At 72.0% G+C, this 24,343-nt stretch carries 25 protein-coding genes and 2 pseudogenes; 8 read left to right on the top strand and 19 right to left on the bottom strand.

Going from position 1 to position 24,343, the window contains the following annotated elements; all coding sequences use genetic code 11:
• Positions 1-165 precede the first annotated feature (165 nt).
• Positions 166-1,104 carry an AurF N-oxygenase family protein gene (locus tag ACLU3S_RS19780; protein ID WP_413953229.1) on the bottom strand — a complete coding sequence of 313 codons (939 nt, stop codon included), beginning with the start codon at positions 1,102-1,104 and terminating at the stop codon, positions 166-168.
• Between the two features lie 123 nt (positions 1,105-1,227).
• On the opposite strand from ACLU3S_RS19780, the gene ACLU3S_RS19785 reads away from it, so the two are divergent.
• Positions 1,228-2,337, top strand: coding sequence for a ferritin-like domain-containing protein (locus ACLU3S_RS19785; RefSeq protein WP_413953230.1), 1,110 nt, complete (start codon positions 1,228-1,230; stop codon positions 2,335-2,337).
• Positions 2,338-2,449: 112 nt separating this feature from the next.
• Positions 2,450-3,310, top strand: a complete 861-nt coding sequence (locus ACLU3S_RS19790; RefSeq protein WP_413953257.1) for a hypothetical protein — start codon at positions 2,450-2,452, stop codon at positions 3,308-3,310.
• A 42-nt stretch (positions 3,311-3,352) separates the two neighbouring features.
• On the opposite strand, the pseudogene ACLU3S_RS19795 reads toward ACLU3S_RS19790, so the two are convergent.
• From ACLU3S_RS19795 to ACLU3S_RS19820, 6 genes and pseudogenes are all read right to left on the bottom strand, one after another.
• Positions 3,353-3,454, bottom strand: a pseudogene (locus tag ACLU3S_RS19795) (DUF3291 domain-containing protein); the annotation flags it as partial.
• A 91-nt stretch (positions 3,455-3,545) separates the two neighbouring features.
• The gene (locus ACLU3S_RS19800) at positions 3,546-5,003 is read right to left on the bottom strand and encodes a penicillin-binding transpeptidase domain-containing protein (protein WP_413953258.1); all 1,458 of its coding nucleotides are present in this window, start codon (positions 5,001-5,003) and stop codon (positions 3,546-3,548) included.
• A 35-nt stretch (positions 5,004-5,038) separates the two neighbouring features.
• Positions 5,039-6,400, bottom strand: a complete 1,362-nt coding sequence (locus ACLU3S_RS19805; protein ID WP_413953231.1) for an FtsW/RodA/SpoVE family cell cycle protein — start codon at positions 6,398-6,400, stop codon at positions 5,039-5,041.
• Positions 6,401-6,495: 95 nt separating this feature from the next.
• Positions 6,496-7,743, bottom strand: a complete 1,248-nt coding sequence (locus ACLU3S_RS19810) for an ATP-binding protein (RefSeq protein WP_413953232.1) — start codon at positions 7,741-7,743, stop codon at positions 6,496-6,498.
• Complete coding sequence (locus ACLU3S_RS19815; RefSeq protein WP_413953233.1) at positions 7,740-8,474, bottom strand: hypothetical protein; 735 nt, start codon at positions 8,472-8,474, stop codon at positions 7,740-7,742. Before ACLU3S_RS19815 ends, ACLU3S_RS19810 begins: the two co-directional genes overlap by 4 nt.
• Positions 8,475-8,639: 165 nt before the next feature.
• Positions 8,640-9,146 carry a dual specificity protein phosphatase family protein gene (locus ACLU3S_RS19820; RefSeq protein ID WP_413953234.1) on the bottom strand — a complete coding sequence of 169 codons (507 nt, stop codon included), beginning with the start codon at positions 9,144-9,146 and terminating at the stop codon, positions 8,640-8,642.
• Between the two features lie 100 nt (positions 9,147-9,246).
• Between ACLU3S_RS19820 and ACLU3S_RS19825 the strand changes: the two genes are divergently transcribed.
• Positions 9,247-10,050, top strand: a complete 804-nt coding sequence (locus ACLU3S_RS19825; RefSeq protein ID WP_413953235.1) for a nuclease-related domain-containing protein — start codon at positions 9,247-9,249, stop codon at positions 10,048-10,050.
• 10 nt (positions 10,051-10,060) lie between these two features.
• Here ACLU3S_RS19825 and ligD read toward each other — a convergent pair whose 3' ends face one another.
• A complete protein-coding gene (gene ligD, locus ACLU3S_RS19830) occupies positions 10,061-10,948 on the bottom strand; it encodes a non-homologous end-joining DNA ligase (RefSeq protein WP_413953236.1) in 888 nt (295 codons plus the stop codon).
• A 53-nt stretch (positions 10,949-11,001) separates the two neighbouring features.
• Here ligD and ACLU3S_RS19835 point away from each other — a divergent pair, with 53 nt between their 5' ends.
• Positions 11,002-12,006 (top strand): Ku protein, encoded by a 1,005-nt coding sequence (locus tag ACLU3S_RS19835; RefSeq protein WP_413953237.1) that lies wholly within the window; start codon positions 11,002-11,004, stop codon positions 12,004-12,006.
• Here ACLU3S_RS19835 and ACLU3S_RS19840 read toward each other — a convergent pair.
• The 7 genes and pseudogenes from ACLU3S_RS19840 to ACLU3S_RS19870 all read right to left on the bottom strand — a co-directional run bounded on the left by ACLU3S_RS19840 (position 11,998) and on the right by ACLU3S_RS19870 (position 17,401).
• Entirely contained in the window at positions 11,998-12,297 is a 300-nt protein-coding gene (locus tag ACLU3S_RS19840) for a hypothetical protein (RefSeq protein ID WP_413953238.1), read from the bottom strand. The two genes, ACLU3S_RS19835 and ACLU3S_RS19840, sit on opposite strands and share 9 nt — an antisense overlap.
• Positions 12,285-12,494, bottom strand: a pseudogene (locus ACLU3S_RS19845) (toxin glutamine deamidase domain-containing protein); the annotation flags it as partial. The gene ACLU3S_RS19840 and the pseudogene ACLU3S_RS19845, both read right to left, overlap by 13 nt.
• 173 nt (positions 12,495-12,667) lie before the next feature.
• Positions 12,668-13,138, bottom strand: coding sequence for a GNAT family N-acetyltransferase (locus ACLU3S_RS19850; RefSeq protein ID WP_413953239.1), 471 nt, complete (start codon positions 13,136-13,138; stop codon positions 12,668-12,670).
• Positions 13,139-13,264: 126 nt separating this feature from the next.
• Positions 13,265-13,819, bottom strand: coding sequence for a flavin reductase family protein (locus ACLU3S_RS19855; RefSeq protein ID WP_413953240.1), 555 nt, complete (start codon positions 13,817-13,819; stop codon positions 13,265-13,267).
• Positions 13,816-15,933, bottom strand: coding sequence for a tetratricopeptide repeat protein (locus tag ACLU3S_RS19860; RefSeq protein ID WP_413953241.1), 2,118 nt, complete (start codon positions 15,931-15,933; stop codon positions 13,816-13,818). Before ACLU3S_RS19860 ends, ACLU3S_RS19855 begins: the two co-directional genes overlap by 4 nt.
• On the bottom strand, positions 15,920-17,158 hold the full coding sequence (locus ACLU3S_RS19865) for a hypothetical protein (protein WP_413953242.1): 1,239 nt from the start codon (positions 17,156-17,158) through the stop codon (positions 15,920-15,922). The genes ACLU3S_RS19860 and ACLU3S_RS19865 overlap by 14 nt, the downstream gene beginning before the upstream one ends.
• 75 nt (positions 17,159-17,233) lie before the next feature.
• Positions 17,234-17,401 (bottom strand): hypothetical protein, encoded by a 168-nt coding sequence (locus ACLU3S_RS19870; protein ID WP_413953243.1) that lies wholly within the window; start codon positions 17,399-17,401, stop codon positions 17,234-17,236.
• Positions 17,402-17,878: 477 nt separating this feature from the next.
• Here ACLU3S_RS19870 and ACLU3S_RS19875 point away from each other — a divergent pair, with 477 nt between their 5' ends.
• The 4 genes from ACLU3S_RS19875 to ACLU3S_RS19890 all read left to right on the top strand — a co-directional run bounded on the left by ACLU3S_RS19875 (position 17,879) and on the right by ACLU3S_RS19890 (position 20,262).
• Positions 17,879-18,238, top strand: coding sequence for a transposase (locus ACLU3S_RS19875; RefSeq protein ID WP_413953244.1), 360 nt, complete (start codon positions 17,879-17,881; stop codon positions 18,236-18,238).
• Between the two features lie 483 nt (positions 18,239-18,721).
• Entirely contained in the window at positions 18,722-19,357 is a 636-nt protein-coding gene (locus ACLU3S_RS19880; RefSeq protein ID WP_413953245.1) for an AAA family ATPase, read from the top strand.
• Positions 19,354-19,584, top strand: a complete 231-nt coding sequence (locus tag ACLU3S_RS19885; RefSeq protein ID WP_413953246.1) for a hypothetical protein — start codon at positions 19,354-19,356, stop codon at positions 19,582-19,584. Before ACLU3S_RS19880 ends, ACLU3S_RS19885 begins: the two co-directional genes overlap by 4 nt.
• Positions 19,585-19,770: 186 nt before the next feature.
• On the top strand, positions 19,771-20,262 hold the full coding sequence (locus tag ACLU3S_RS19890) for an SPW repeat protein (RefSeq protein WP_413953247.1): 492 nt from the start codon (positions 19,771-19,773) through the stop codon (positions 20,260-20,262).
• A 263-nt stretch (positions 20,263-20,525) separates the two neighbouring features.
• Here the strand turns inward: ACLU3S_RS19890 and ACLU3S_RS19895 are convergent, their stop codons facing one another.
• The 4 genes from ACLU3S_RS19895 to ACLU3S_RS19910 form a co-directional block, all read right to left on the bottom strand.
• Positions 20,526-21,359, bottom strand: a complete 834-nt coding sequence (locus tag ACLU3S_RS19895; protein ID WP_413953248.1) for an ABC transporter permease — start codon at positions 21,357-21,359, stop codon at positions 20,526-20,528.
• The gene (locus tag ACLU3S_RS19900; protein WP_413953259.1) at positions 21,356-22,207 is read right to left on the bottom strand and encodes an ABC transporter ATP-binding protein; all 852 of its coding nucleotides are present in this window, start codon (positions 22,205-22,207) and stop codon (positions 21,356-21,358) included. The genes ACLU3S_RS19895 and ACLU3S_RS19900 overlap by 4 nt, the downstream gene beginning before the upstream one ends.
• Before the next feature lie 482 nt (positions 22,208-22,689).
• Positions 22,690-23,439 (bottom strand): hypothetical protein, encoded by a 750-nt coding sequence (locus tag ACLU3S_RS19905; protein ID WP_413953249.1) that lies wholly within the window; start codon positions 23,437-23,439, stop codon positions 22,690-22,692.
• 396 nt (positions 23,440-23,835) lie between these two features.
• Positions 23,836-24,123 carry a hypothetical protein gene (locus ACLU3S_RS19910; RefSeq protein ID WP_413953250.1) on the bottom strand — a complete coding sequence of 96 codons (288 nt, stop codon included), beginning with the start codon at positions 24,121-24,123 and terminating at the stop codon, positions 23,836-23,838.
• Positions 24,124-24,343 lie beyond the last annotated feature (220 nt).

The raw sequence follows: 24,343 nt of genomic DNA on the forward strand, positions 1-24,343 counted from the left end.
CGTCCCCGCGCCGCCGGCCGCGTGGTGACGAGCCGCTTCGCGGTCGAACTCGGGTCGGGGAGGGAGCGGTCGGCTCCGCCGCCGGGAGCGGCTTCGGGCCGGCAGCCCTGACGGTGACCGCGAGCGTGTGCGGGCCGGCACGGTGACGGCGGCCGGGGCTGGGTTTCAGGCCAGCAGCCCGGACGACTGCCACAGTTTGCGTCCGACCCCGCGCAGGACGCCGATGTCGTCCAGGAAGTCGGTGAGCCGCTTCGCGCCGTTCTGCATGACCTCGCGCCGGTGCGCGCTCGCCTTCACCTGCGCCATGGCCTCCCGCTTGTCCAGTCCCACGTTCGTGTAGACCTCGGGGTTCACGAAGGCGACCGAGAAGACGCGGGCGAACTCGCCGGAGGTGAGCCGGGTGAACTCCTGGGACCACCTGGGCGCGGTCACCATCTGGCGCCGCAGCTCCTCGCGGGCGTACCGGACGTGCCGGGCCTCCTCGACCACGTGGATGCGCGTGACGCCCCGGATCAGCGGCTGGACCCGCTCGTCGGGGAACGTCAGCCGCTGCATCCAGTCCAGCACCTCCTCGCCGAGCAGCGTGGCGGTGAAGGAACCGGGGGTCGTGGAGATGGTCTTGAAGAGGCGGCCGAGGTTCTGGTGGACCCTGCTCACCGGGTACCAGGGCGTCCCCCCGTGCGAGATCAGCCGCGCGAACATCTTCGAGTGCCGGCACTCGTCCTCGATCTCGGTGAGCGCGTAGCGCACATGGGCGCTCGTCGCCGCCTTGTCGTAGATGTGCCGCACCAGCAGCTGCATCAGGATGATCTCGAACCAGATGCCGAGCGAGGCCAGCGCCGCCGCCTCGTGCTGCGAGAGCAGGATGCGCTGCTCCTCGCCCATCCGCTTCCACATCGGGGTGCCGTACAGCGACACCAGCTCCGGCGGCCAGAACCACTTGCCCTCCTCGAAGGGGGCGTCCCAGTCCAGCTCCTCGTCCGGGTCGAAGGAGTGCTTGGCGGAGGAGGCCAGCAGCCGTTCGGCCACCTGCTCCCGGTCCTTGAGCAGGCCGAGCGCGTCGCGCAGGCCGTCCAGCGCGTCCGCTTCCGTCAGCGTCGTCATGGCTCCCTCACCTTGTTACCCGGGGTTACCTCGTCCGCCTCTTATGAGACTGCCTGTCAGCAAGCTCGTCAATCCCTTGCGCCTGACTTGTTGACTGCGCGTCTACGTGTGAGCCTGCGAGGTATGCCGACCCATGACCTGTACGCCAACGAGCCCGGGGACTCCCCGTGGCAGGTGCCCGCGAGCGGCGCGGCCCGCTTCAGCTGGGAGTACGACGACGGCCGCGACCGCCTGCTCGCCCTGTACCAGAAGGGCAAGGACAAGCAGTGGGACGGGCAGAAGCGCATCGACTGGGACCTGGAGGTCGACCCGTGCGACGCGCTCGGCACGCCCGAGGAGGCCATGACCCTGTACGGGACGCCGTACTGGGACAGGATGACCGAGCGGGACAGGGGTGAGCTGCGTCGGCACTTCGCCTCTTGGCAGTTCAGCCAGTTCCTGCACGGCGAGCAGGGCGCGATGATCTGCGCCGCGCGGATCGTGGAGTCGGTGCCCGACCTGGACGCCAAGTTCTACTCCGCGACCCAGACGATGGACGAGGCCCGGCACGCCGAGATCTACGCCCGGTTCCTGCACGAGAAGATCGGCCTGGTCTACCCGATCAACGACAACCTGCAGTCCCTGCTCGGCGACACCCTGCGCGACAGCCGCTGGGACATGCCGTACCTGGGCATGCAGGTCCTGATCGAGGGGCTGGCGCTGGCCGCCTTCGGCATGATCCGGGACACCACGACCAAGCCGCTGCCCAAGCAGATCCTGACGTACGTCATGCAGGACGAGGCCCGGCACGTGGCCTTCGGCAGGATGGCCCTGCGCGACTACTACCGGCAGCTCACCGACGCCGAACTGCGCGAGCGCGAGGAGTTCGTCATCGAGGGCTGCTACCTGATGCGCGACCGGCTGCGCGGGGTCGAGGTGCTGGAGAACTTCGGCATCCCGCGAGCGGAGGCCGAGGAGCTGAGCGAGCGCTCCGAGTTCCTCCAGCTCTTCCGCAAGCTGCTGTTCAGCCGCATCGTCCCCTGCGTGAAGGACATCGGCCTGTGGGGCAAGCGGCTGCAGCAGGCCTATGTCGACATGGGCGTCCTGGAGATGGGCGACTCCAACCTGGACCTGCTGATGGCCCAGGACGAGGAGCTGGCCGAGCAACTGGACGCGGAGCGCTTCGCCGAGGAGGAGCGGGAGCGGGTCGCGGAGGTGACCGAGGCGATCGAGACGGGGGCGGCGCAGACCTGACCGCGGGCGGCTGCGCGGCCCGTGCGGCCGAGGTCCGGTCGCCGGCTGCCCGGCCTGGGGCGGTATGCGGTGGTGGCCGATTCACGCGGTGCAGTAGCGTGCTGGCGTGTCCATGCCTCCGCCGCCACCCCAGCAGCCGCCGTACCCGAACCAGCCTCAGCAGCCGTACGGCCCGCAGTCTCCGCAGACCCCCGGTCCGTACGGTCCGCCGTACCCGCAGCAGCAGCCCTACCCGCAAGGCCAGCCCTACCCGCAAGGCCAGCCCTACCCGCAGGGCCAGCCCTACCCGCCGCAGCAGCCGTACCCGGGCTGGGGCGGGCCGCCCATGGCGCCGCCCCCGAGGAAGAGCCGGGTCGGCCTGGTGCTCGGGATCGTCGGCGGCGTCGTCGTGCTGGTCGTGGGCGGCCTGGTCGCGCTCGGCGTGCTCGGGGCCAAACTGGAGAGCGGCTTCCCCGAGGCGAAGATGCGGCTCACCCTGCCCCGGACGCTGCTCAAGGGGAAGTACGAACTCGCCAAGGACCTCTCGGACACCGAGGGCAAGAAGATCGAGAGCGAGGCCGACGGGGCCTGGGACGCCAAGGACACCCACGGCGTCGTCGGCAGCTACGCCCTGGGCGGCGACGACACCAAGGGCACCCTGGTGGTGTCGGGCATGTACGGCCGGTTCAAGAACACCGACACGGCCCGCAAGAACATGATGAAGGGCGCCGCCCAGAGCGACGGCGCGAAGGTCGCCGTCGCGCCGAAGGACTTCGACCTCGGCGTCACCATCACCTGCGAGGTGCTCACCCAGGAGCAGCTCGGCTCGAAGATCACCCTGCCCATGTGCGCCTGGGCCGACGGCAACACGGGCGCCACCGTCGCCGTCGTGGACGCCCGGCTCCTGTCGCAGAACCCGTCGGACGTGGACCTGGAGGCGCTCGCGAGGAACACCCTCCAGGTGCGCTCCGAGGCGGTCAAGCCGATCGGCTGACCGCGTCCGCCTCCCCGGGCGCGGGAACGACGTCCGCATCGTGACGGCGTACGGCGGCGGGCCGTGCGCCCCCAGGCGCGGCAGCCGGTCCTCCGCCTCGGCGACCGCCGGGCGGTGGCCGGCCGGCACCCGCCAGGTCCGCACCGGGAGTTGCCGTCCCGCCGGCGCGACTGGTGCGAGCGGCTCCAGAAGGCGGTGACCGCCCTGTCGGGCACGTGTGGCGGGTACCCCCGTCTCACCGGCCGAGCACCGCCCGCATCACGTCCCGCGCGATCGGCGCCGCGTCCCCGCCGCCGCTGATCTCGCCCCGGTCCGCCGAAGCGTCCTCCACCACCACCGCGACCGCCACCCCCGGCTCCACGGCGTTGTCGGCCTGCGCCCAGGAGACGAACCAGGCATACGGCAGCCCGGTGTTGCCGACGCCGTGCTGGGCGGTGCCGGTCTTGCCGCCGACGACGGCGCCCGGGATCGCCGCCCGCGTGCCGGTGCCCTCCCGGACCACGTCCACCATCAGCTCCTTGAGCTGGGCGGCCGTCTGCGGCCGCATCACCTGCCGGGCCGGGTGGGTGCCGCTGCCGGCGACCGTCTCGCCGCCGCGCCGCGTCGTCCGCTCCACCAGGTACGGAGTGCGGAGTTGGCCGTCGTCGGCGACCGCCGCCGCGACCATCGCCATCTGCAGCGGGGTGGCGCGCGTGTTGTACTGCCCGATCGAGGACAGCGCGAGCTGCGCCTTGTCCACATGGGAGTCGAAGGTGCTGGGCGCGACGGAGAAGGGGATGCGCAGGCCGGTGTCGTTGAACCCGAACGCCTCGGCACCGGCCTTCATGCCCGCCACCCCGACGTCCACGCCCAGCTTGGCGAACACCGTGTTGCAGGACCACTCGAAGGCGTCGCGCAGCGTGGTGTTCGCGCAGCCGTCGGACTCGTTGGTCAGCCGGGTGACGGTGCCGGGCAGCCGGTACGGGTCGGGGGAGTCGGTGGGCGCGTCCAGGTCGGTGACCACGCCCGCGTCCAGCGCCGCCGCCGCGGTGACCACCTTGAACGTCGACCCCGGCGGATACGTCTGGCGCACCGCCCGGTTGAGCATCGGCTTCTCCGGGTCGGCGTTGAGCCGCGCCCACGCCGACGCCGCCGCCTCGCCGTTGCCGGACAGCTGCGCGGGGTCGTACGACGGGCTCGTCACCAGCGCCAGGACGCGGCCCGTCGCCGGCTCGATCGCGGCCACCGCGCCCTTGCGGCCGGCCAGGCCCCGGTAGGCCGCCTCCTGCGCCTTCCGGTTCAGGGTCGTCACCACGTTGCCGCCCGGACTGCGGCGGCGCGTCACGTCGTCGAACAGCGGCAGCGGCGAGAGCATCGGGTCGCTGCCGGAGAGCACCCCGTCCTCGGCGTGCTCCAGGAACGTGGTGCCGTACGACTGGGAGGCGAAGCCGGTCACCGGGGCGTACAACGGCCCGTTGCGGTAACTGCGTTCGTAGCGCAGCTGCTCTCCGGTGTCCACGGAGCCCGTGACCGGCTCCCCGCCGACCAGGATGTCGCCGCGCGGCTGCTGGTAGCGGGCGATCGTCGGGCGGCGGTTGGCCGGGTTGTCGGTGTACAGGCGCGACTGCACGACCTGCACCCGGGCGGCGTTGAGCAGCAGGGCCGCCAGCAGCAGGGTGCAGAAGGCGCAGGCGTGCCGGATGTACCGGCCCATCGGCCGCCCGCGGTCGCCCATCCCGGCGTACTCGGTCACGGCGCCTCCCGACCGTCGTACTGGCTGCGCGCCGAGTCGCTCACCCGGATCAGCAGCGCCACGATCGCCCAGTTGGTGACGACCGAGGAGCCGCCCTGGGCGAGGAACGGCATCGCCATGCCGGTCAGCGGGATCAGCCCGGTCACCCCGCCGGCGATCACGAACACCTGCAGCGCCAGGATCGAGGCGAGCCCGACCGCGAGCAGCCGCCCGAACGGCTCGCGCAGCGCGAGTCCCGCCCGGTAGCCGCGCTGCACCAGCAGGGCGTACAGCAGGATGATCCCGGCCAGGCCCGCGAGGCCCAGCTCCTCGCCCGCCGTGGCCAGGATGAAGTCCGACTTGGTGGCGAAGCCGATGAGGATGGAGTGCCCGAGGCCCAGCCCGGTGCCGAGGAACCCGCCCGCGGCGAAGGCGAACAGCGACTGGGACAGCTGGTTGGGGCCCTGCCCGGCCTCGATCGTGCCGAACGGGTGCAGCCAGTCCGTGATCCGGCCGCCCACGTGCGGCTCGAACCGGCCGACGGCGAAGGCGCCCACCACGGCCAGCAGCAGCCCCACCGCGGTCCACCCGGTGCGGCCGGTGGCGACGTACAGCAGCACCACGAACAGCCCGAAGAACAGCAGCGACGTGCCCAGGTCCCGCTCCAGCACCAGCACGCCGACGCTCAGCAGCCAGATCGTCACGATCGGCCCGAGCACCCGCCCGGTCGGGAACTGCATCCGCCACACCCGGCGGCCGGTGTACGCGAGCGCGCTGCGGTTGGCGGCGAGGTACGCGGCGAAGAACACCGCGAGCAGCACCTTCGCGAACTCGCCCGGCTGGATGGAGAACCCCGCGATCCGGATCCAGATCCGGGCGCCGTTGACCGCCGGGAACAGGATCGGCAGCAGCAGCAGGCCGAGCGCGGCGACCACGCAGACGTACGAGTACCGCTGGAGCGTGCGGTGGTCGCGCAGCACGAGCACGACGCCGATGAACAGGCCCACCCCGAGCGTGGACCACACCAGCTGCGCGGGAGCCGCCCGGTCGCCGGGCGTCTCCAGGTCCAGCCGGTAGATCAGCACCAGGCCCAGCCCGTTGAGCAGCACCCCGATCGGCAGCGGCAGCGGGTCGGCGTACGGCGCCCGGACGCGGACGGCGAGATGGGCGAGGAGGGCGAGGAGGGCGAGCCCGGCGCCGTACCCCAGCGCGCCGGGCGGGACCCGGCCGGTCCGCGCGATCCCCACGGCGCAGTAGCCGTACACGCACAGCGCGACGGCCAGCACGATCAGGGCGAGTTCGATGCCACGGCGCCGGGGGAGGCGTACGGCGGGTGCGGGAGCCTGGGCCGCCGCCACGGTGGTTCCGGCCTTCGTCATGCCCGGAACCTACCCATATGCAGCGTCTGGCGTGTGTTGTTCCCCCGGCCGCGTCAGCGCCCGCGTCCCCTGCGCGCCGCCCCGGCGGTGCTCCCTCAGGGCCGCGGGGCGGGCAGGGTCAGCGTGGCGACCGCGCCCCCGTCCACCGCGTTGCCGAACGACAGCCGGGCGCCCAGCACCTCCGCCTGCCCCAGCGCGATGGTGAGCCCCAGCCCGTGCCCCTTGGCGCCGCCCTCGGTCCGGAACCGCTGCGGTCCGTGCGCCACCAGATACCCGGGATACCCGCTCCCGTGGTCCCGCACGGTCACCTCGGGACCGTCCACCGTCAGCACCACGGGAGGGGCGCCGTGCTTGTGCGCGTTGGCCACCAGGTTGCCCAGCACCCGCTCCAGCCGCCGCCGGTCGGTCTCCACCCGGGCGTCCCGCACGATCCGCACCTCGGTGTCGGTGCCCGAGGCCCGCACCACCCGCCCGGCCAGCGCGCCCAGCTCCTCCGTGTCGACCTCCAGCCGCTCGCGGCCGGTGTCCAGCCGGGAGATCTCCAGCAGGTCCTCGGTGAGCGTGCGCAGCGCCGCGACCCGGTCGCGCACCAGCTCCGTCGGCCGGCCCGGCGGCAGCAGCTCGGCCGCCGCGTGCAGACCGGTCAGCGGGGTGCGCAGCTCGTGCGCCACGTCCGCGGTGAACCGCTGCTCGCTCAGCAGCTTGCTCTGCAGCGACGAGGCCATCGTGTCCAGCGCGGCGGCCACCGCAGCCACCTCGTCCTGCGGGCGCGTCGGGTCCTGCGCGCGGGGGTCGTCGACCCGGGCGTCCAGGTCGCCGGCGCTGATCCGCCGGGCCACGCGCGCGGTGCCGTGCAGCCGCCGGGTCACCCGGGTCACCGCGAACACGCCGACCAGCACCGTCGCCCCGATGGCCAGCCCCGAGGACCACAGGATCGAGGTGTCGAGGCCCGCGATGGTGCGCGCCGACTGCGAGTAGTCCACCTCGACGGCGAGCGCCCGGTGCCCGGAGGCCGGTCCCGCCGCCCACATCGTCGGGCGCCCGCGGTGCGTGGAGACCATCGTGCCGTGCCGGCCGTCCACCGCCAGCTCCCGCAGCGAGGCGGGCAGCCCGGCGGGGTCCACCCCGGCGCCCGGCGGCAGCGCGTCCCCGGCCTCGTACGCCTGCGTGGCGTCCTGGAGCCGGGACAGCGCGAGGTCGCGGGCCTGGCCGACGGTCTGGTGGGTCACCGAGACGTGCACGAGGACGCCGAGGAGCGCGGCCAGCGCGCAGCACATCACCGTGATGAACGCGGCCGCCTTCACCGCGAGCGTCCCGGCCCACTGGGGCAGCGCGAGCCTCATCGCACGCTCGCGGACGGACTGGCCGACGCGGACGGGGACGGCTTCCTGCCGGTCCGCCCGTCACCGGTGTGCAGGTACTCGTCGCGCGAGAACACCATCGCGCGCTGGCCGGGGTCCCACTCCCAGGTGGTGCGGTACTCGTAGCCGGAGATGTCGGCCGGTGAGCGTTCGATCAGCGCGCGGCCGGCCAGTTCCACCCCGATGATGGCGTCGTTGTCGGCCAGCACCTGCACCAGCCGGTGCCGCTCGACGGTGTAGACCCGGACCGCCGTCTGGTTGGTCGGGTACAGCCGGAAGCCGAACGTCAGGTCGGGCCGGCCGTCCCCCGTCAGGTCCCGGTAGTACGGCTTCAGCAGCGGACAGCGCGCCTGGTCCCCGCCCGCACCGCACTCCTTCACCCGGTCGACGGTCGCGTGGTAGGCGCCCTTCGACCCGTAGTCGTCCGGGTGCGCGGCGATCTCCGCCTCGACGACGTCCACCGGATCCACCCGCCGGATGTCGTCGCCCGGGACCGTCACACCCTCGACGGTCTCCCGGGTGGCCACGTCGTACGGATAGGCCGGGCTGGACGCCGGCCGGAGGTCGGGCCAGAGCTTGGCCGGGCTGACGGCCGTCCGGACCGGGCCGGCGTCCTGCAGTCCGCCGGCGCTCCCGCAGGCCGCCGCCGTCGCCGAGAGCAGGGCGACGGCGGCCACGGCGAGGGCGGTGCGCACGGGACGACGGGCTGGCACGGTGCTCCTGGGGCGTCGGGGACGGACGGGCCCCGTACACCTTAATTGGCAGATTCGTACAAAAGTATGGGCGGATTCTACTGTTCGTACAGTCTTCGAAAAGTCATGCGCGGACTGTGTGCGAAGTGCTTTTTGTCCATCTCGGCCGTGGTGCTGGGAGAGAGGCTACTCGGCCAGCTCCTCCAGCAGCCGCACGGTGTGCAGCCCGGCGCGCAGGTACTCCACGAACAGCTGATTGTGCAGTGCCCACGCCGAGCGCCGGGACCGGATCAGCCGGATGGCCTCGTCCGCCGTCGTGCCCCGCTGGACCAGGGCGTGCGCGACGACCAGGCCCGAGCGGTTGTACCCGTGGTAGCAGCGCACGAGCACCCGGCGGCCGGCGTCCAGCGCCTCGTTCACCGCCCTGGCCAGCCGCATCACCCCGGCGAGCTGCGTACCGTCCAGCGGGCCGTCCGGTATCGGCCACACATGGTGCTCGACGCCCGCGTCGGGGCCGTACCCCGGCAGTCGCAGCAGGGTCTGCACCACGTCGAACTCGTCCCGTACGACGGCGAACTCCAGGCGGCCCGAACGGCCCCGGAACTCGTGCCCGCCCATCCACAGGCCGGGCACGATCTCGTTCCAGGGGCTCTCCGGAGCCGGTACGTCGGGCTGCTTTCCGCGGGTCCGCAACGGCGCCTCCCCAACTCCCCCTCGCAGGGCCGTTCTCCAAGGTAACCGGTCTTGCCCCGGGAGCACCCCGCCTGTTCCCATGGTCGAGGGGTGATGGCGCATGAGCGGACTGCGCGTGGTGCCGGCCTTCCGGCACGGCCGGGAGCGGCTGTACGTCTGCCGCCCGGACGGAAGCAACGCCGCCTGGTACGACCGTGAGACCGGCCGGGTGAACCTGCTCGGCGAGGACGACAGGGAGGCCGTGCTGGAGGTGCTGCGGCCCTTCCTGACCGGCACGGTGACCGTGGGCCCGCCCCCGGTCCCGACGCCCGCGGAACTCGCCCGGCTCACCCTGCACCCGGACGACGACCTGGCGCCCAACCGCCCCGGCGAGGCCCTGCTGATCGCCCTCGAACGCGACCCCGGCCCCGCCCACCGGCTGCGCCCCGACCCGCGCCGGCGCGACCTGAGCGCCGAGCAGAGCGTCGGAGGCGCCCTCGACCGGCTCGAGGGCGCCGGCTGGCACGCCCTGCACTCCGTACCGCTGCCCGGCGGCGACCGCATCCACCACCTGCTGATCGGCCCGGCCGGCCTGTTCGTCCTGCACGCCCTGTACGCCCGCAAGAGCCGGGTGCGGGTCGCCGACCCGATGGTCACCGTGGGCCGCCGCGAGCCCGAGCCGCTGCTGCGCCGCCTGCGCGCCCACGCCGACCGCGCCTCCTACGCCCTGACCGCCGAGGTCCGCCCGGTCCTGGCCCTGGCCGGCCCCGCCGACCTGACCGTCACCGCCGAGCCGCGCGGCGTCCGCATCCTCGGCGAGACGGACCTGACCGGCCTGGCCCGCCAGGGCGGGGTGCTGAAACCGGCGGACGTGGAGGCGCTGCACGCGATGGCGCGGGACCGGAACACGTGGGGGAGGGTGTAGCCGGTCCGGGTCAGGGGAGCGGCGCCGACCGCCCGGGATCCAGCAGGGCCGCCATCAGATCGCCGTGGTCCTGCAGCCGGGGGGCGATGTCCTGGGCCTGGAACTCCAGCTGCGCCGGACTCCGGCAGCCGACGACCTCCTCCCAGGTGAGCGGCGCGGAGACCAGCGGGGCGCGGCGGGCCCGCACGGTGTAGGGCGCGGCCGTGGTCTTGCGGGCGGCGTTCTGGCTCCAGTCCACGAACACCTTCCCCGGCCTCAGGCTCTTCGTCATCCGGTGCACCACCAGCCGGGGCATCGCCCGCTCGGCCTCCACCGCGAGCGCCTTCGCGTACTCGCTCGTCCGCTCGGACGACGAGCCGCGCACGGCGGCCAGCAGGTGCAGCCCCTTGGACCCGGCCGTCTTGGGACACGCCTCGATCCCGTCCGCCGCGAGCCGCTCGCGCAGCCACAGCGCGACCTCGCAGCAGTGCACGATCGTCGCCGGCGCCCCCGGATCGAGGTCGAACACCAGCCGGTCGGCCTCCTGGGGGGACTGCACCCGCCACTGGTGCGTGTGGAACTCCGTGACCAGATTCGCCGCCCACACCAGACTGGGCAGGTCCTGCACCACCACCATGCGGGCCGGCTCCTCCGACGACGACCGCGGCACCTCGGCCGTCGTGACCCACTCGGGCGTACCCGGCGGCACGTTCTTCGTGAAGAACAGCTGCCCGTCGGGGCCGTCCGGATAGCGCAGGAAGGACACCGCGCGGTCGTGCAGGTGCGGCAGCAGCGCGCCCGCGCAGGTCGCGTAGTAGTGCAGCAGCTCTCCCTTGGTGAAGCCGGTCTCCGGATACAGCACCTTCGCCAGGTTGCTCAGCGCGACCCGCCGCCCCTCCACCTCCGTGATAGGCGTCATAGGATGACAATCCCAGACAAACCGGCAAAATCGGTAATGGAAGGGTGCGGCACGTGCGATCGATATGGAACGGCGCGATCTCCTTCGGCCTGGTCAGCATCCCGGTCAAACTCGTGAACGCCACGGAGAGCCACGCGATCTCCTTCCGCCAGATCCACACCGAGGACAACGGCCGCATCCGCTACCGCAAGGTGTGCGAACTGGAGGACCGGGAGGTCGGCCAGGCGGAGATCGGCAAGGGCTACGAGGACGCCGACGGCACGATCATCCCCATCACCGACGAGGACCTCTCCCACCTGCCCCTGCCCACGGCCCGCACGATCGAGATCGTCGCCTTCGTGCCGGCCGACCGGATCGACCCGCTCCAGATGGGCACGGCGTACTACCTCGCGTCCGGCGGGGCCCCCGCCGCCAAGCCGTACACGCTTCTGCGCGAGGCCCTCAGGCGCAGCAACAAGGTCGCCATCGCCAAGTACGCCCTGCGCGGCCGGGAACGCCTCGGCATGCTGCGCGTCGTCGGCGACGCCATCGTCCTGCACGGCCTGCTCTGGCCGGACGAGGTCCGCGCCCCCGAGGGCATCGCCCCGGACGCCCGCGTCACCATCCGCGACAAGGAACTCGACCTCGCGGACGCCCTGATGGACACCCTCGGCGAGGTCGACCTGGAGTCCCTGCACGACCAGTACCGCGAGGCCCTGGAGGAGGTCATCGCGGCCAAGGCCTCCGGCGAGGCCCTGCCCGAGGCCCCGGCCCCCGCCGCCGGCGGCAAGGTCCTGGACCTGATGGCGGCCCTGGAGAACAGCGTCCGCGCGGCCCGTGAGTCCCGGGGCGCGCAGGGGGCCCCCTCCGAGGCCGAGGTCAGACCCCTGCCACGCGGGCGGACGGCGCCCAAGGAAGCGGGGGGCAAGAAGTCCACCTCCACCGCCGGGAAGACGGCTGCGGCCAAGAAGACGACGGCTACGAGGAAGTCGACGGCGAAGGCGGTGGAGGGGAGGAAGAAGACGGCGTCGAAGAAGACGACGGCGAAGCGGAGTGGGTCGCGTAAACGGTCAGCGTGAGCGACGGTCGAACGGATCCGATGACAGCATTTCGCGGATGCTGAGCAGTCCGCATTCGCCGGTCAGGCGGTGCACCGAGATGCAGGTGGGCCCATAGAGGAAATCATCGTCGTTCCTGGTGGCGATATATTTAGCCCCCTGGAAGCCGAAGTAGAAGAAATCGCCTTTCTCTCCCCGGTATTCGTCCTCCTCGAACAGGGCGAGTTCACATTCCGAGCTCGCGCTTTGCTCCCGGAGGAAGCCTTTCGCCAGCTGTTCGGCTTGCTGCATCGTATACATCAGTTCGTCCACATCAACTTGAACGACTTGAATTGCATGGGGTCGACGAACCCCGTCTGCACGTCGATGAAAAGTACCCGGCCCTGGTGGTTCACGATGTGGAACACATGGCCCGGATCCCTTGTCCAGCGTCGGGCTGCGACTATGCCGCGCGCCGTCCCCGGAATTTCGGATGTGGTCGACCATGTCCCAGAAGCCCGTGCGCCTGAAGCTCCCTCCGTACACGTGCTCCAGTCGGTCGAGCTGTGTCGACGGTCAGCGGTGCGGCCTCGTCGCCCTGCCCGCCCGTCGCGCCCACCGGCACGAGCACCTGCGACCGCCGGAACTCGCCCAGCCGGTCCTACGAGACACGGCCTCCGAACTCGCCGTGCCCCGCGAGGACTTACCGGGCGGTGAAGGCGAGCCGCAGCACGATCTCGCCGTCGTCGATCTCACCGGTCGGCTCGAACCCGAACTTGCGGTAGAAGGGCCACGGTTCGCCGTCGCCGGGCTGGTAGCTGGTCAGCAGTTCGGTGGCGCCGTCCGCGCGGACGAGGTCCGCGACCTGCGTGAGCGCCCGGCGGCCGATCCCCAGCCCCTGGTACCGCTTGTCGACGAGGAAGCGCCAGATGAAGTGCCGCCCTTCGTAGCGGCCGGCCGGCGGCCTCCACGACAGCATCACGAAGCCGGCCGGCTCGTCACCGCAGTACACGGCGCGGTACCAGGGACGGGTCTCCGGTTTCTTCGCCGCCTCCTTGAGCGAGTGGGACACGGAGGCGACGAACTGCTTCTGGTCGCGCCGGACACGGAGGGCGCGAACGGCATCCCGGTTGTCGTCGGTGATCTCCCGAAGGTGCACGTCGGCGGAGTTCATGCCACACCCTTCTCGCGTCCGGCTGTGCGCAGCGTAAGCGACGCACCGGACCTCGAGCGGGACTGGCACGCCGGGCCGTGCCCGCTCCCACGGCGCACCTGGGCGAGTCCGGAGCGGGCCTCCCGGTCACTCCCTCACGCGCGGGCCGGCGTGGTAGGCGCCGTCGGCGAAGAGCAGGGCGCGGCGGGCCGTGCGCGCGTGGTGCTCCACGGCGCCCAGGAGGACGAGGTGGTCGCCGGCCGGGACGATGCCGCTGCGGCGGCAGCACAGGGTCGCCGCGACCCCGCCGATCAGCGGCACTCCGTGCGGCCCGGGCAGCGTGGCCAGCCCCTGGAAGCGGTCGCCCGGTCCGGCGAACCGGGCCGCCAGATCGCGCTGGCCGGCCGCGAGCACGTGGACCGCGAAGTGCTCGGCGGCCGTGAAGGCGGGCCGGCCGCGCGAGGAGACGGCGAGGCACCACAGGATCAGGGGCGGGTCGAGCGAGACGGACGTGAAGGAGTTGACGGTCACCCCGGCCGGGACGCCGCGCGGGTCCGCGCAGGTGACCACCGTGACCCCGGTGGCGTACCGGCCGAGGACGTCGCGCAGCGCACGCCGGCCCGGACCGGCCGGCTCCGCGCGCCGCAGCGCCGGACCGGCCGTGCCCCCGGGTGCCACGTCCGCGCCCGGTACGGTCGTCACGCGGCGCCCGGCCGGCCGCGCAGCGCGGTGAGCGCCTCGGCGATCTCCGTGTCCTCCGGGTCGAGCACGGCGGCGAGCTCCAGGTCGGCCAGGGCCTCCTGCCACCGGCCGGTCTCCTGGTGGAGGAAGGCGCGGTTGTAGCGCAACGCGGCGTCCTTCGGGTCGTGTTCGACCGCACGGCACAGGTCCGCGAGCGCCTCGTGCGGGCGCCCCGCCTCGTGGCGGACGGCGGCCCGCCCGGACAGCGCGCTCACCAGTTCCGGGTCGGACTCGATCGCCCGGTCGTACGCGGCTTCCGCGCCGTCGAGCTCGCCCTCCTCGGCGAGCGCCCGTCCGACGATGGCGTGCAGATGGGCGTTGTCGGGTTCGAGACCCAGTCCGGTGCGGGCGTCGGCGAGCGCCGCGGCGAGATCCCCGGCCTCCAGGCGGATGCCGGCGCGGTTGACGTACGCGTCCACGAACTCCGGGTCCTGCTCGATCACGTAGTCGAAGTCGGCGAGCGCCCCCTCCACGTCGCCCTCGCTCAGCCGCAGATCGCCGCGGTTGTAGTAGATCTCGGGGAACGGCGGCGACAGACTGAGGGCGCGTGAGTAGTCGGCGAGCGCCTCCTCGGTGCGGCCGAGCCGGCGCAGCAGGTTGCCGCGCTCCAGGTAGTGCTCCGCGTGGTGGGGGTCCTGGTCGATGACGACCGCGTAGTCGGCGAGCGCCTCGTCGAGCCGGCCGAGGATCGCGTACACCCGGGCACGGTTGTTCTTGAGCACGGAGCGGTGCAGGCGGTGCTCGTCCGGGGTGAGCCGCCGGTCGAGGTCGTCGATGCACTCGGTGACCAGCCGCAGCGCCTCCTGGGGGTCGCCGAGGTTGACCTCCACGAGGGCCCGGCCGTTCTTGTAGAAGGCACTCTGGAAGGCGCGTGGGACCCGGTCCGCCAGCAGCGACGCGGTGGCGATCGCGCTGTTGAGCAGCGCCTTGGCCTTCCTCTCGTCGCGGTCGGCGGGGTCGTTGTGGCGGGTGTAGAGCATCGCGGTGGAGTAGGCGCACGCCATGTGCACCGCGGGATCGGTGGACAGCAGCCGGGCCTCGTCGTAGACGGCTTCGGCCTCCTTGGTCCGGCTCAGGATGGACAGGGCGAGGCCCAGTTGCACGCCGAACCTCCACCACTGCCCGGGGTCCTCGCGGCCGTTCACCAGGGCCTGCCCGCGGCGGCCGTAGTCGACGACGGCGTCGTAGAAGCCGTTGACCAGGCAGTGGTCCGAGGCGGCCCACAGCGCGGGCACGGCCTCGTCCACCGGGGCGCTGCCGCGCTCCAGGTGGTACGGGAGTGCGCCCAGGGTGAGCGAGAACTCCTGCGCCCGGCGCAGCTCGGCGGCGCGGCGGTCGTGGAGGGCGGCCCGTTCGGCGGCGGGCAACGCCTCGTAGGCGGCACGGGCGGTCTCGCCGTCCAGGCCGTCCAGCAGCCCCTCGGCGGCGACCCAGCGCCACGCGGGGTCCTCCTGGCCCGTCCGGGGTCCCGCGCCGGCCTCGCGCACGGGCAGCGCGGTGGTGTGGCGGTCGAGCGCGGGGGCCAGCACGCCGTCGGGGCGCGGGGCGTGCGCGCCGCACAGGACGACGGTCAGCACGCGCGGATCGAGGCGGCGCACGAGCGTCGCGAGGAACTCCGCGTCGGTCGCCTCGGCGTGGTCGGCGTTCTCCACCACCAGACAGCGCGGGCCGTCATGACCGAGGGCGGGCAGCGCGTCGCGGACGAACTCCACCAGGCCGTTGGCGATCCGCCGGGTGCGCAGCCGGGCGTAGAAACGCGTGCGCTCGGCGGGCAGCGCCATGGAGGTCAGCGTCTCCCGGGAGTTGGGCACGACCGGTGCCAACTCGGGTGCGACCGACAGGAGTTCGATGTCGTGGCGGCGCACGAGCTCGGGAGCGGCGGCGAGTACGCCGGGGACGAGCGCCCGTACGACGGTGCCGGCCGCGGTGTACGGCCCGCGCAGCCTGCGGTGGGCGTCGACCGGGGGCAGGAGCCGGGGCGGCAGCGGGTGGCCGTCCGCCGTCGCGGCCCGGTCGTGGCGGGTCGCGCCGTACAGTCTGAGGTGGCCGGTGAGCGCGGCGTCAGCCTGCTGCATGTGCGGTCTCCTTCGTGGTCGGGGCGGTGGTGCGGGCGCGGCGCCGCCAGGCGCGGAGGGCGAGGCAGGCGGCGAGGACCGGCTCCCAGAAGTTGAGGACGAGGAACGTCAGCACGTCGGCGGCGTTGGCCGGGGAGAAGTCGGTGTCGAGTTTGTGCACCGCGACCTCGGTCAGCCGGATCCCGGTGGGGATCGCGGCGGTCAGCAGGGTGACGGTGAGGAAGACGTAGCCGGCCACCATGAGCCACGCGTACCAGCGTGCGACGCTGCGGTCGCGCTCGCCCCACGTGCTCTCGTCCACCGTGCGCTCCGGCTTGCGCAGCAGCCGCATCAGGCGGTTGCGCAGCATCCCGCGGGCGGTGGTCTGCAGGTCGTTGCAGCCCAGCACGGTGATGGCGAGGTAGTACAGGTCGGTGCGCAGGAAGAAGTAGAACTGCCAGACGAGCCGCAGGACCACCGCGAACGCCATCGACAGCAGCAGCCGGTGGACCACGCCGGTGGCGCCCGCCGTGTCCGGCACGGCCGCGGCGGCGAGGGTCAGGGCGCTGACGACCAGCACGTCGGTGATCATTCCGGCGAGCATCGGCAGGTACCGCTTGCGGCGGGGCACGGCGACCAGGCCGTCCAGGGCCGTCACGAACACCACGTAGTAGAAGCGCCGGCTGATGGACAGCGTGGAGTTGAGGCCGAGCCGGCGTCCCGCCAGGGCGTGCGCGGCCTCGTGGAGAAGGATCCACGGCACCTGGCCGAGGACGATGCCGAGGGTGAGCAGCACCAGCGAGCGGCGGGTGAAGAACAGGTTCTGGTAGTGGGGCGCCAGGTCGGGCCGCCGCACCATCGCGATCACGGCCCCGAGCACGATCAGGCCGTAGAGCACCCACGCGACCGGTGAGAACACGACGGTGCCGAGCCGCTGCCAGCGCACCGGGCCCGTGGGCGCGGCCACCTGCTCCCCGTCCTTGACGACGAGTTCCAGCTCGTCGATGACGTCGAGGAACTCGGCCATGTCCACCTGCTCGCCGTACCGCTCGGTGTACCACCGGGCCGCGGCGTTCGGCGGTGCGCCCGCCTCCAGCCGGCGCAGCAGCGCGGCGCCGTCGGGCGGAAACAGGCCGTAGGAGTCGATGTCGGCCCGGCCGACGGTGACCTCGTCGCCCTCCTCCAGATAGGTGAGCGGATGCAGCCGCACTGGTCGGTCGAAATCCCGGGACGGCGTTGTCGTCACTGCCTCACCTCACTGGTCGGCGGCCGGTGTGCGGTGTGCGCCGGGCGCCAGGGCCCGGCGCACACCCGCCTGCGATCAGGCGTTGTTCGTGCCGCAGCAGTACGAGGACGCGGCGGCGGACGTCAGACGGACGGTCCCGGCCTTGCGCACGGCGATCTTCTTCATGGGGATCTCCTTCTCTGCGAAGTGGTGCACAGCGCCGCCGGGGATCCGGACGGCGTACCCGATGCCTCGGGTGCTCATGGGAATGCGAGAAGGAATGCCTGGACGGCACGGGAGGTTCTGTCCAGACGGATGCCCAGGAATTCGCACAGGCGCTGAATGAATGACCGTGATAACGGACCGCGAACACGTCTGCGCAGGTGCTGCAAGATCTGTCCGAAGAGCATTTTCACAGCATCAGGATTCGTCCCCCCGATTCATCCCCCGATTCGACGCCCGACAGATTTACATCCTGCCGACAGGCATGTCAACGGCCCGCGCACACCGCCTGCGGTCCCCTTCGGAGGGCCTTCGAACCCCCATCACCAAGGGGAATTAAACGTTCAGTTATGGCCGCCGGGGGCAGTGGACAACGGCCGTTGGGCAGGCCATAGTCACCGCATCGAACGTGGTTTCGGCCCCGTTCCGGCGTGAATCCTTGTCTCACGTGGTTCCCGCCGAAAGTTGGATTAGACCATGCGCCCGGAATGGGGAAGCCGGGCGCGGAATGGGGGGACGATGAAATACGAGCTGGCGCGGCGGCTGGTGCCGGACGGCATGTGGAGGCTGGTCGAGCCGCTGCTCCCCGGCTTCGCCGGGCGGCGACAGGGCGGGGGCACGGCACCGCTGGACGAACGGCGGACCTTCACCGCGGTGGTCTACGTGCTCACCTCCGGGTGCTCCTGGCGGCAGTTACCGCCGTGGTTCGCGGTCTCCTCGGCGACGGCGCACCGCCGGTTCCTCACCTGGACACACGCGTCCCTCTGGGACCGTCTGGAGGCGGCAGCCACGGCCCACCCCGACGAACTGTGGATCAACGACGTCGTGGCCGCGGCCCGCCGAAGAGCCGCGCCCCGGTCCCTCCTGGACCAGCCCTGATGCCCCACCACGTGAGATGAGCCCAATGCCGGTAATGCCCGGTTGCGGCCGGCCAGGGGTGCGCGGGCTTGCCGGTGCTCCTCTTGTGCCGGCTTTGGGGCGGCGGGGCGGCGGGGGGTGACCGTGGGTGACCGGTGGGGGCGGTCCGGAGTGATGCCGGGGCGGTTCGGGGTGGGCCTGGGAGGGTCCAGGATCCGTACCCGATGGGCGCGCCGGCGCCGACCACGTGATGCTGGGGCGGTTCGGGTGGGCCTGGGAGGGTCCAGGATCCGTACCCGATGGGCGCGCCGGCGCCGACCACACCCTCCCGCACCACCCCGTATCCTCCCGGACCGCCCCGCCACCACCACCCCGGGTCCTGTGTGATCCGTGCCCTCCGTATTAGCCCGCGGGAATGATTCACGGGCGCCGCGGGGTGAACCGTGCACGGCGGGTCCTGCGCCGAGGCCGGCGGTCGGCCGGCGGCCGTTAGCGTCGGCTTCCGTGCCGCTGAGCTACGCATTCGTGAACCTCAAACCCGGCGTGGGCAAGACGACGAGCGCCGTCTGGCTGGCCCACGCGCTGCACGCGTCGGGCCTGTCACCGCTGCTCGTGGACAGCGACCCCGCTTCGTCCGCGCTGCGCTGGAGCGAACTGGCGGGCGGCTTCCCGTTCCCCGTGCTCGCCCTTCCGGTGGGCGACGTGCACCGGCGCGTGAACGACTTCCTCGACGGCCGGCATGCGGTGGTGTTCGACGCCCCTCAGCTGGAGGACCACGCCCCTATCGCCCGGGGCGTCATGAGGTACGCCGACGAGTGGATCGTGCCCGTGACGCCGGCCCCGATCGAGCTCGACCGCATGGCGCCCATCGACCGCGAGATGGACGACCTGCAGTCCCTGCGCCCCCACCCGGCCCGGGCCGCCGTCCTGCTGAACCGCACCAACCGCCCCGACGCCACGCGCACCGGCCCCGACGCCGACGCGCGCGAGGCTCTTTCCGAGCGGGGATTCGACGTGCTCTCCACCCACATCCCGCGCCTGGACCTGTACTCCCAGTCCTTCGGCAGCCCCGTCGAGGTCGAGGGCACCGCGTACATGGACCTCGCCGAGGAGCTCATCAAGCGTCAGGACACCGTATGAACCAGCGCAAGGACGCCTACCGGGCCGCGATGCAACGCCGGCCGGACACGACAGCCCCCTCGCCCCCTCCCCGGAGGGTCACAGCGCTGGACACCCGCTACGTCAAGGTGACGGTCGAACTGGACCCCGCCCTCGCGCGCGACCTCAGCACCCTGGCCGGACCACCGCTGTCCGCCCTCGTACGGGTGAGCGAGGCGGTCCTACGACCGCTGAGGCAGGGCCGGTGAGCCGACCGGCGCCGGATCGCCGTCAGGACGCCCGCTGCACAGCGCCACAGCACCGATGACGGAACGTCGTCAGCCGTCGTAGTCGTCAGTCGTCGTATGCGAAAGGCCGTCCGGAGCGCTTATCGCGTGCCTGCTGGGTACTCGCCTGGCAAAGGGTACGAAAGCATCATTCCGGAGGTAATCGGCATGGCGACCTCTCCTCGGTCCGACATGGCAACGCATCCCGACATCATCGCCATGCGCGAACGCCACGAGATGGCCGAGCGCAGCGCGAGCACCCCGATGGCACAAGCCATCGAGACCCTGGCCCTGCTCACTGGTCTCTACCTCGCGGCGTCACCGTGGATCACGGGCTTCAACGGCCTTTCCACCCTCACGGTCAACAACCTGATCGTCGGCATCGCCTACGCGCTCCTCATGAGCGGCGGCTTCGGCCGGGCCTACGACCGTGTGCACAGCATGGCGTGGGCCGCCTGCGCGCTGAGCGTGTGGGCGATCATCTCCCCCTGGGTCGTGGCCGGGAACGTCGCCACCACCAAGACCATCGTCAACAACGTCGTCGTCGGCGCGATCGGCTTGCTGCTGGCCCTGGCGGCCGCGATGATCGGCCGCCCGGCGAACCGTGACCGGGGAACCTCCGGCCGCATGTCCTCGCCTTATGCGGGAGGGCGGAGCTGACCCGAGCGGGGGAGGCTGTACAGAGGCGAAGACCCCGCCACCGGCGCGCACTCCGGCGGCGGGATCTTCGCGCGCATCCCGCCAGGTCCCCCGGCGAGGCGGCCCCCGCCACTTGCCGCTCCAGGGTCCAGTGCCGGTGCGGCAGCAAGGGCCGCCGACGAACGCGCCCGCCGCGTCATCGTGGCCGGGAGACAGGCCGGCCCCCGCGGGGCCTTTCCGCCCGTGGACCGCGCAGGCGGAAAGACGGAAAGGCCCCGGCTTCCTCAGTACGCGGTCTTCGCCAGACGCTTCTGCTCGCGTTCGGACATCCTGCTGCCCGACTCCCGACGCGTCATCCGCTGCAGCAGGGGCGGCGCCAGGACGAAGCCGGCCGCCGCCCACACGGCGAGGACGGCGAAGACGGACGGATGCTGCCAGCCGCCGGCGAGTTCCCGGGCCCTGGCGCTGTCCGGCAGGAGCGCCGACCGTACGCCCTGTGCGATCCACCGCAGCGGGAACACCGAGGCGAGATGCCGCACCCATGCCGGCTGGTTCCGCAGCGGAGCGAACGCCCCGGAGACGAACATCAGCCCCATGACGGGCATCATGTACACGCCCAGAGCCTCCCTGGCGGCCGGCAGGAGCGCGCCGATGGCCGCCCCGACCGGAACGACCGCCGCGATGCCGAGGCCCATGACCCAGGCCAGAGTCAGCCACCTGGCGGGCCGGCTCGGCAGGCCGACGCCCAGAAGCAGACTTCCTCCGGCGAGCAGCAGGGCCACCGAGACGAGGATGACGGCCAGGACGAAAACGATCTTGGCGGTGAGGTAGGCGGGCATCGCACCGGGGATGCCCCGCAGCCGCAGCAGGGTGCCGTCCTCGCGGTCGCCGAAGAGGAACTGCGGCACTGTCATGAGCCCGAACATGAAGATCGTCGCGGCCACCCCGCCGGCGAGCATCGCCTGGGCGGTCTCCGGCGTGCCGCCGTCGGAGCGCCAGGATGCGACGCCGATGAAGATCACGGGTGTGGCCAGGTAGGAGTACAGGTCCTTGCGGCTGCGCAGCACCTGCCGCAGTTCCAGTGCCCCGCGGGCGAGTCCGAGCCGGAGGGGATTCACGAGGCCTCCTCGGCGGTGACGCGGGCAGGTGCGGAAGCCTCGGCGGCGACCATGCCGAGGTAGGTGTCCTCCAGGGTGGGACGGCGTATCTCCAGGTCGGGGATCGGGCCGCCGTAGCGCTGGTGGAGCTCCCAGGCGGTCTTGGACGGGTCTGCCGTCGTCACGCACCGGGCGCCACCGTCGGGGTCCGTCCAGCGCACTTCGGACCGGGCCCGGGCCGCGGCGGTGAGGTCGCGCAGGGTGCCGCAGGCGGTGAGGCGGCCGTGCTGAAGGATGCCGATACGGTCGGCGAGTTGCTGGGCCTCGGCCATGTCGTGGGTCGTGAGCACGATGGTCATGCCGCGGTCGTCCCGCAGCCGGAGCAGCAGGGTGTGCAGGGCGCGGCGTGCCTCGGGGTCGAAGCCGGTGGTCGGCTCGTCGAGGAACATCAGCTCCGGGCGGCCGATGATGCCGAGGGCCACGTCGAGCCTGCGCCGCTGACCGCCGGACAGCTTCGCCAGCTGCTGCCCGGCCTGCTGTGTCAGGCCCACGGTGCCCATCACCTCGGCCGGGTCGAGGGGGTCGTGGTAGTACCGGGACAGGTGGTGGAGCAGGTCGGCGACGCGCCAGCGGCCGTGGTCGCGGCTGGACTGCAGCACGATGCCGATCCGGGCCCGCCATGCTGCGTCGCCGGTCTCGGGGTCCTGGCCGAGGACGGTCGCTTCCCCGCCCGAGCGCCGGCGATAGCCTTCGAGGATTTCGATGGTGGTGCTCTTGCCCGCACCGTTCGGCCCCAGCAGGCCGAACAGCTCCCCACGGCGGACCTCCAGGTCCAGTCCGTCGAGGACGTCGTGCGCCCCGTAGCGCATGCGCAGGCCGGTGGTCCGGATCACGGTGTCCTGCGGTTCCGTCGGCGCCCCGGCGCCGCGGAACCGGCTGTGCTCTTGTACCGAATACGGCACGTCGCGCATCCCCCTGAGGCCCACTCATGTCCGCGAGCAGACCGGTCGTTTGATGTACGTCTCGGTGTCATGCCCTGGGTCACGGGCACACCGGTGGTCGGCCGTCTACGCTAGTACGCGCAACAACTCGTGGGCGCGCAGGGGGTTTTGTCCACGACCGCTGCACCGCGGCCGGGGGAGCGGGTGCGCTGCCGCCGGACACGCTGCCCCGCTGCTGAACACCGTGCGCGGGACGGGCCCTGCTCACGGTGTACGGGCGGCCGAGCGGGTCGAGCAGGCCGAGCGGGTGGACAGCGTGACTCGTCGCCATCGACAGGCTCGGAGCAAGGCCGGACTCGGGAGCCCTCAGCCGGTTGGCTGCGTATTGCGGTGCTGATCGGCGACCGTGTTCAGGCGGCCCGGCGGGTGACGACGGCTTGCGCGACGCTGAAGATCTCATCGCACTCGGCGCACTGTGCGTCGCCGAAGACGTACGTCAACTTGCGAGCGACATCGGTCTGACCGTCTGCGAGTGCGCGACTGTGGAGTCTTCGGGCCAGCCCCTCCAGATTCGAGGCGTCCGCAGGTCGCAGCGGCAGCTTCTTCGCCGCGGTGTCCCTCATGTACATGCTGTCCGTGGTGGAGAAGCAGCCGTACTCACCGAAGGCGACGAAGTTCTCCGTACCGCACGCCGGGCACGGAACTTCGTATTCGTCGTCGTTGAGCCCGTCGAGCTCTTCGCCCCAGACCTCGACCCCTTCGAAGCCGATGAGCGCGGCCAGCAAGTAGACGTAAGTGCCGGGGTCGTCACCGAGGCTCGGGTCCCGAAGGGCTCCGTCGGTCAGTTGTGCCAGGTCGGACATCTCCGAGGCGTAGGTCACGTGGGGATCTTGTTCGCCGTACGGCTGATCGGTGCCGGCCGCGATGGCGCCGGCCAGCAGGAGCGGCGTCTGCCGGTCCACGGGCGACCACTGACGCGCCATGTCTCGCAGGACCGGCAAGGCCGCGTGGCTCGCCGAGTAGACGGTGCCCTGATGGCACAACCTGGACCACAGTGCGGTCCAGGCCGGATTCCTCGGATCCGGGCTCACTGCGTCGAGCAGGCCGGGCACGTCTTCTGCCGTGCCGTAGGCGTGGTGGAGCTGGGACCAGTCCGTCATGCCGGCGATCCAAGCACTCGGGTGCCGCGGCTTCGCGGCCGGGGCGCCAGTTGCCTTCATCAGAGGAGCTGGACCGAGCGCTGTCGGCGACGGCTGCATGACGAACCACTGCCGACGGAGCGCCAGCAGGCCCGCGAGCTCGCCAGAGCGGTCGACCCCTCATCGATGCAGCACTCCTGCATCCACTGCGCTGCGGCCTCCTGGCCGAACCCGTCCTGGCACGGCAGCAACTTCACGCTGTTGCCGCCGTCGTCCGGCTTGCCCTGAGCGAGGACCGGACGCCGACGGCTCCGCACCCCACGTGCCACCTCGACCGGTCTGCCGGATGCAAGCCTGGGCTCCGAACGACCGGGACGGGAGGCGGCGTTGTGCAAGTGCGAGGGCCCCCGTTACTCGTCAACCCATGTAGATGCTGTGCGTTCCGGGTACCTGCACGGCCAACCCAGGAGGGATGACCTCGACGAACCCGCCGGCGCAGCCCGGAACGTTGTGGACCAGGGCGGGTGTGTCCGTGACGTTGAAGACGGTCGACAGGTGAGCTATCTCGAAGCAGCCTTTCGGGTCGTTGTGCTGGACTCCGTCGATCGCGAGGAACCCGTTCGCGGCGAAGGCCGAGCCCGGAACGGCGAGCGCGAGCACTCCGGCGGCGGCGAGTGTGGTGATTGTCGAGCCGATGCGGCGCATGACGAACCTCCCGACGTGGCGGGCCGGGCGCATCCCGGCCCTGCAACCGACCGTACGGAAGCGTGCACGCATTGCATCCGGGTGTCCCCCAAGTGGGCGACTGCAGCGATCGGCGGTCGGTGGACGCGCCAGTGCCCCTGACGGGATGCGAGCCGGACAGTGATGATCACCGATGCGGTGATCCGCCGCGCCTTCCTGGCCGGTCCAGCAGGCCGGAAAC

The organism is Streptomyces sp. AF1A (assembly GCF_047340315.1).
Lineage (GTDB): Bacteria > Actinomycetota > Actinomycetes > Streptomycetales > Streptomycetaceae > Streptomyces.

Excerpts from the sequence above, each read along its gene's own strand:
- ACLU3S_RS19780 (WP_413953229.1), bottom strand. The coding sequence starts at position 1,104 with ATGACGACGCTGACGGAAGCGGACGCGCTGGACGGCCTGCGCGACGCG.
- ACLU3S_RS19785 (WP_413953230.1), top strand. The coding sequence starts at position 1,228 with ATGCCGACCCATGACCTGTACGCCAACGAGCCCGGGGACTCCCCGTGG.
- ACLU3S_RS19790 (WP_413953257.1), top strand. The coding sequence starts at position 2,450 with ATGCCTCCGCCGCCACCCCAGCAGCCGCCGTACCCGAACCAGCCTCAG.
- ACLU3S_RS19800 (WP_413953258.1), bottom strand. The coding sequence starts at position 5,003 with ATGGGCCGGTACATCCGGCACGCCTGCGCCTTCTGCACCCTGCTGCTG.
- ACLU3S_RS19805 (WP_413953231.1), bottom strand. The coding sequence starts at position 6,400 with ATGACGAAGGCCGGAACCACCGTGGCGGCGGCCCAGGCTCCCGCACCC.
- ACLU3S_RS19810 (WP_413953232.1), bottom strand. The coding sequence starts at position 7,743 with ATGAGGCTCGCGCTGCCCCAGTGGGCCGGGACGCTCGCGGTGAAGGCG.
- ACLU3S_RS19825 (WP_413953235.1), top strand. The coding sequence starts at position 9,247 with ATGAGCGGACTGCGCGTGGTGCCGGCCTTCCGGCACGGCCGGGAGCGG.
- ligD (WP_413953236.1), bottom strand. The coding sequence starts at position 10,948 with ATGACGCCTATCACGGAGGTGGAGGGGCGGCGGGTCGCGCTGAGCAAC.
- ACLU3S_RS19850 (WP_413953239.1), bottom strand. The coding sequence starts at position 13,138 with ATGAACTCCGCCGACGTGCACCTTCGGGAGATCACCGACGACAACCGG.
- ACLU3S_RS19860 (WP_413953241.1), bottom strand. The coding sequence starts at position 15,933 with ATGCAGCAGGCTGACGCCGCGCTCACCGGCCACCTCAGACTGTACGGC.
- ACLU3S_RS19870 (WP_413953243.1), bottom strand. The coding sequence starts at position 17,401 with ATGAGCACCCGAGGCATCGGGTACGCCGTCCGGATCCCCGGCGGCGCT.
- ACLU3S_RS19875 (WP_413953244.1), top strand. The coding sequence starts at position 17,879 with ATGAAATACGAGCTGGCGCGGCGGCTGGTGCCGGACGGCATGTGGAGG.
- ACLU3S_RS19885 (WP_413953246.1), top strand. The coding sequence starts at position 19,354 with ATGAACCAGCGCAAGGACGCCTACCGGGCCGCGATGCAACGCCGGCCG.
- ACLU3S_RS19890 (WP_413953247.1), top strand. The coding sequence starts at position 19,771 with ATGGCGACCTCTCCTCGGTCCGACATGGCAACGCATCCCGACATCATC.
- ACLU3S_RS19900 (WP_413953259.1), bottom strand. The coding sequence starts at position 22,207 with ATGCGCTACGGGGCGCACGACGTCCTCGACGGACTGGACCTGGAGGTC.
- ACLU3S_RS19905 (WP_413953249.1), bottom strand. The coding sequence starts at position 23,439 with ATGACGGACTGGTCCCAGCTCCACCACGCCTACGGCACGGCAGAAGAC.
- ACLU3S_RS19910 (WP_413953250.1), bottom strand. The coding sequence starts at position 24,123 with ATGCGCCGCATCGGCTCGACAATCACCACACTCGCCGCCGCCGGAGTG.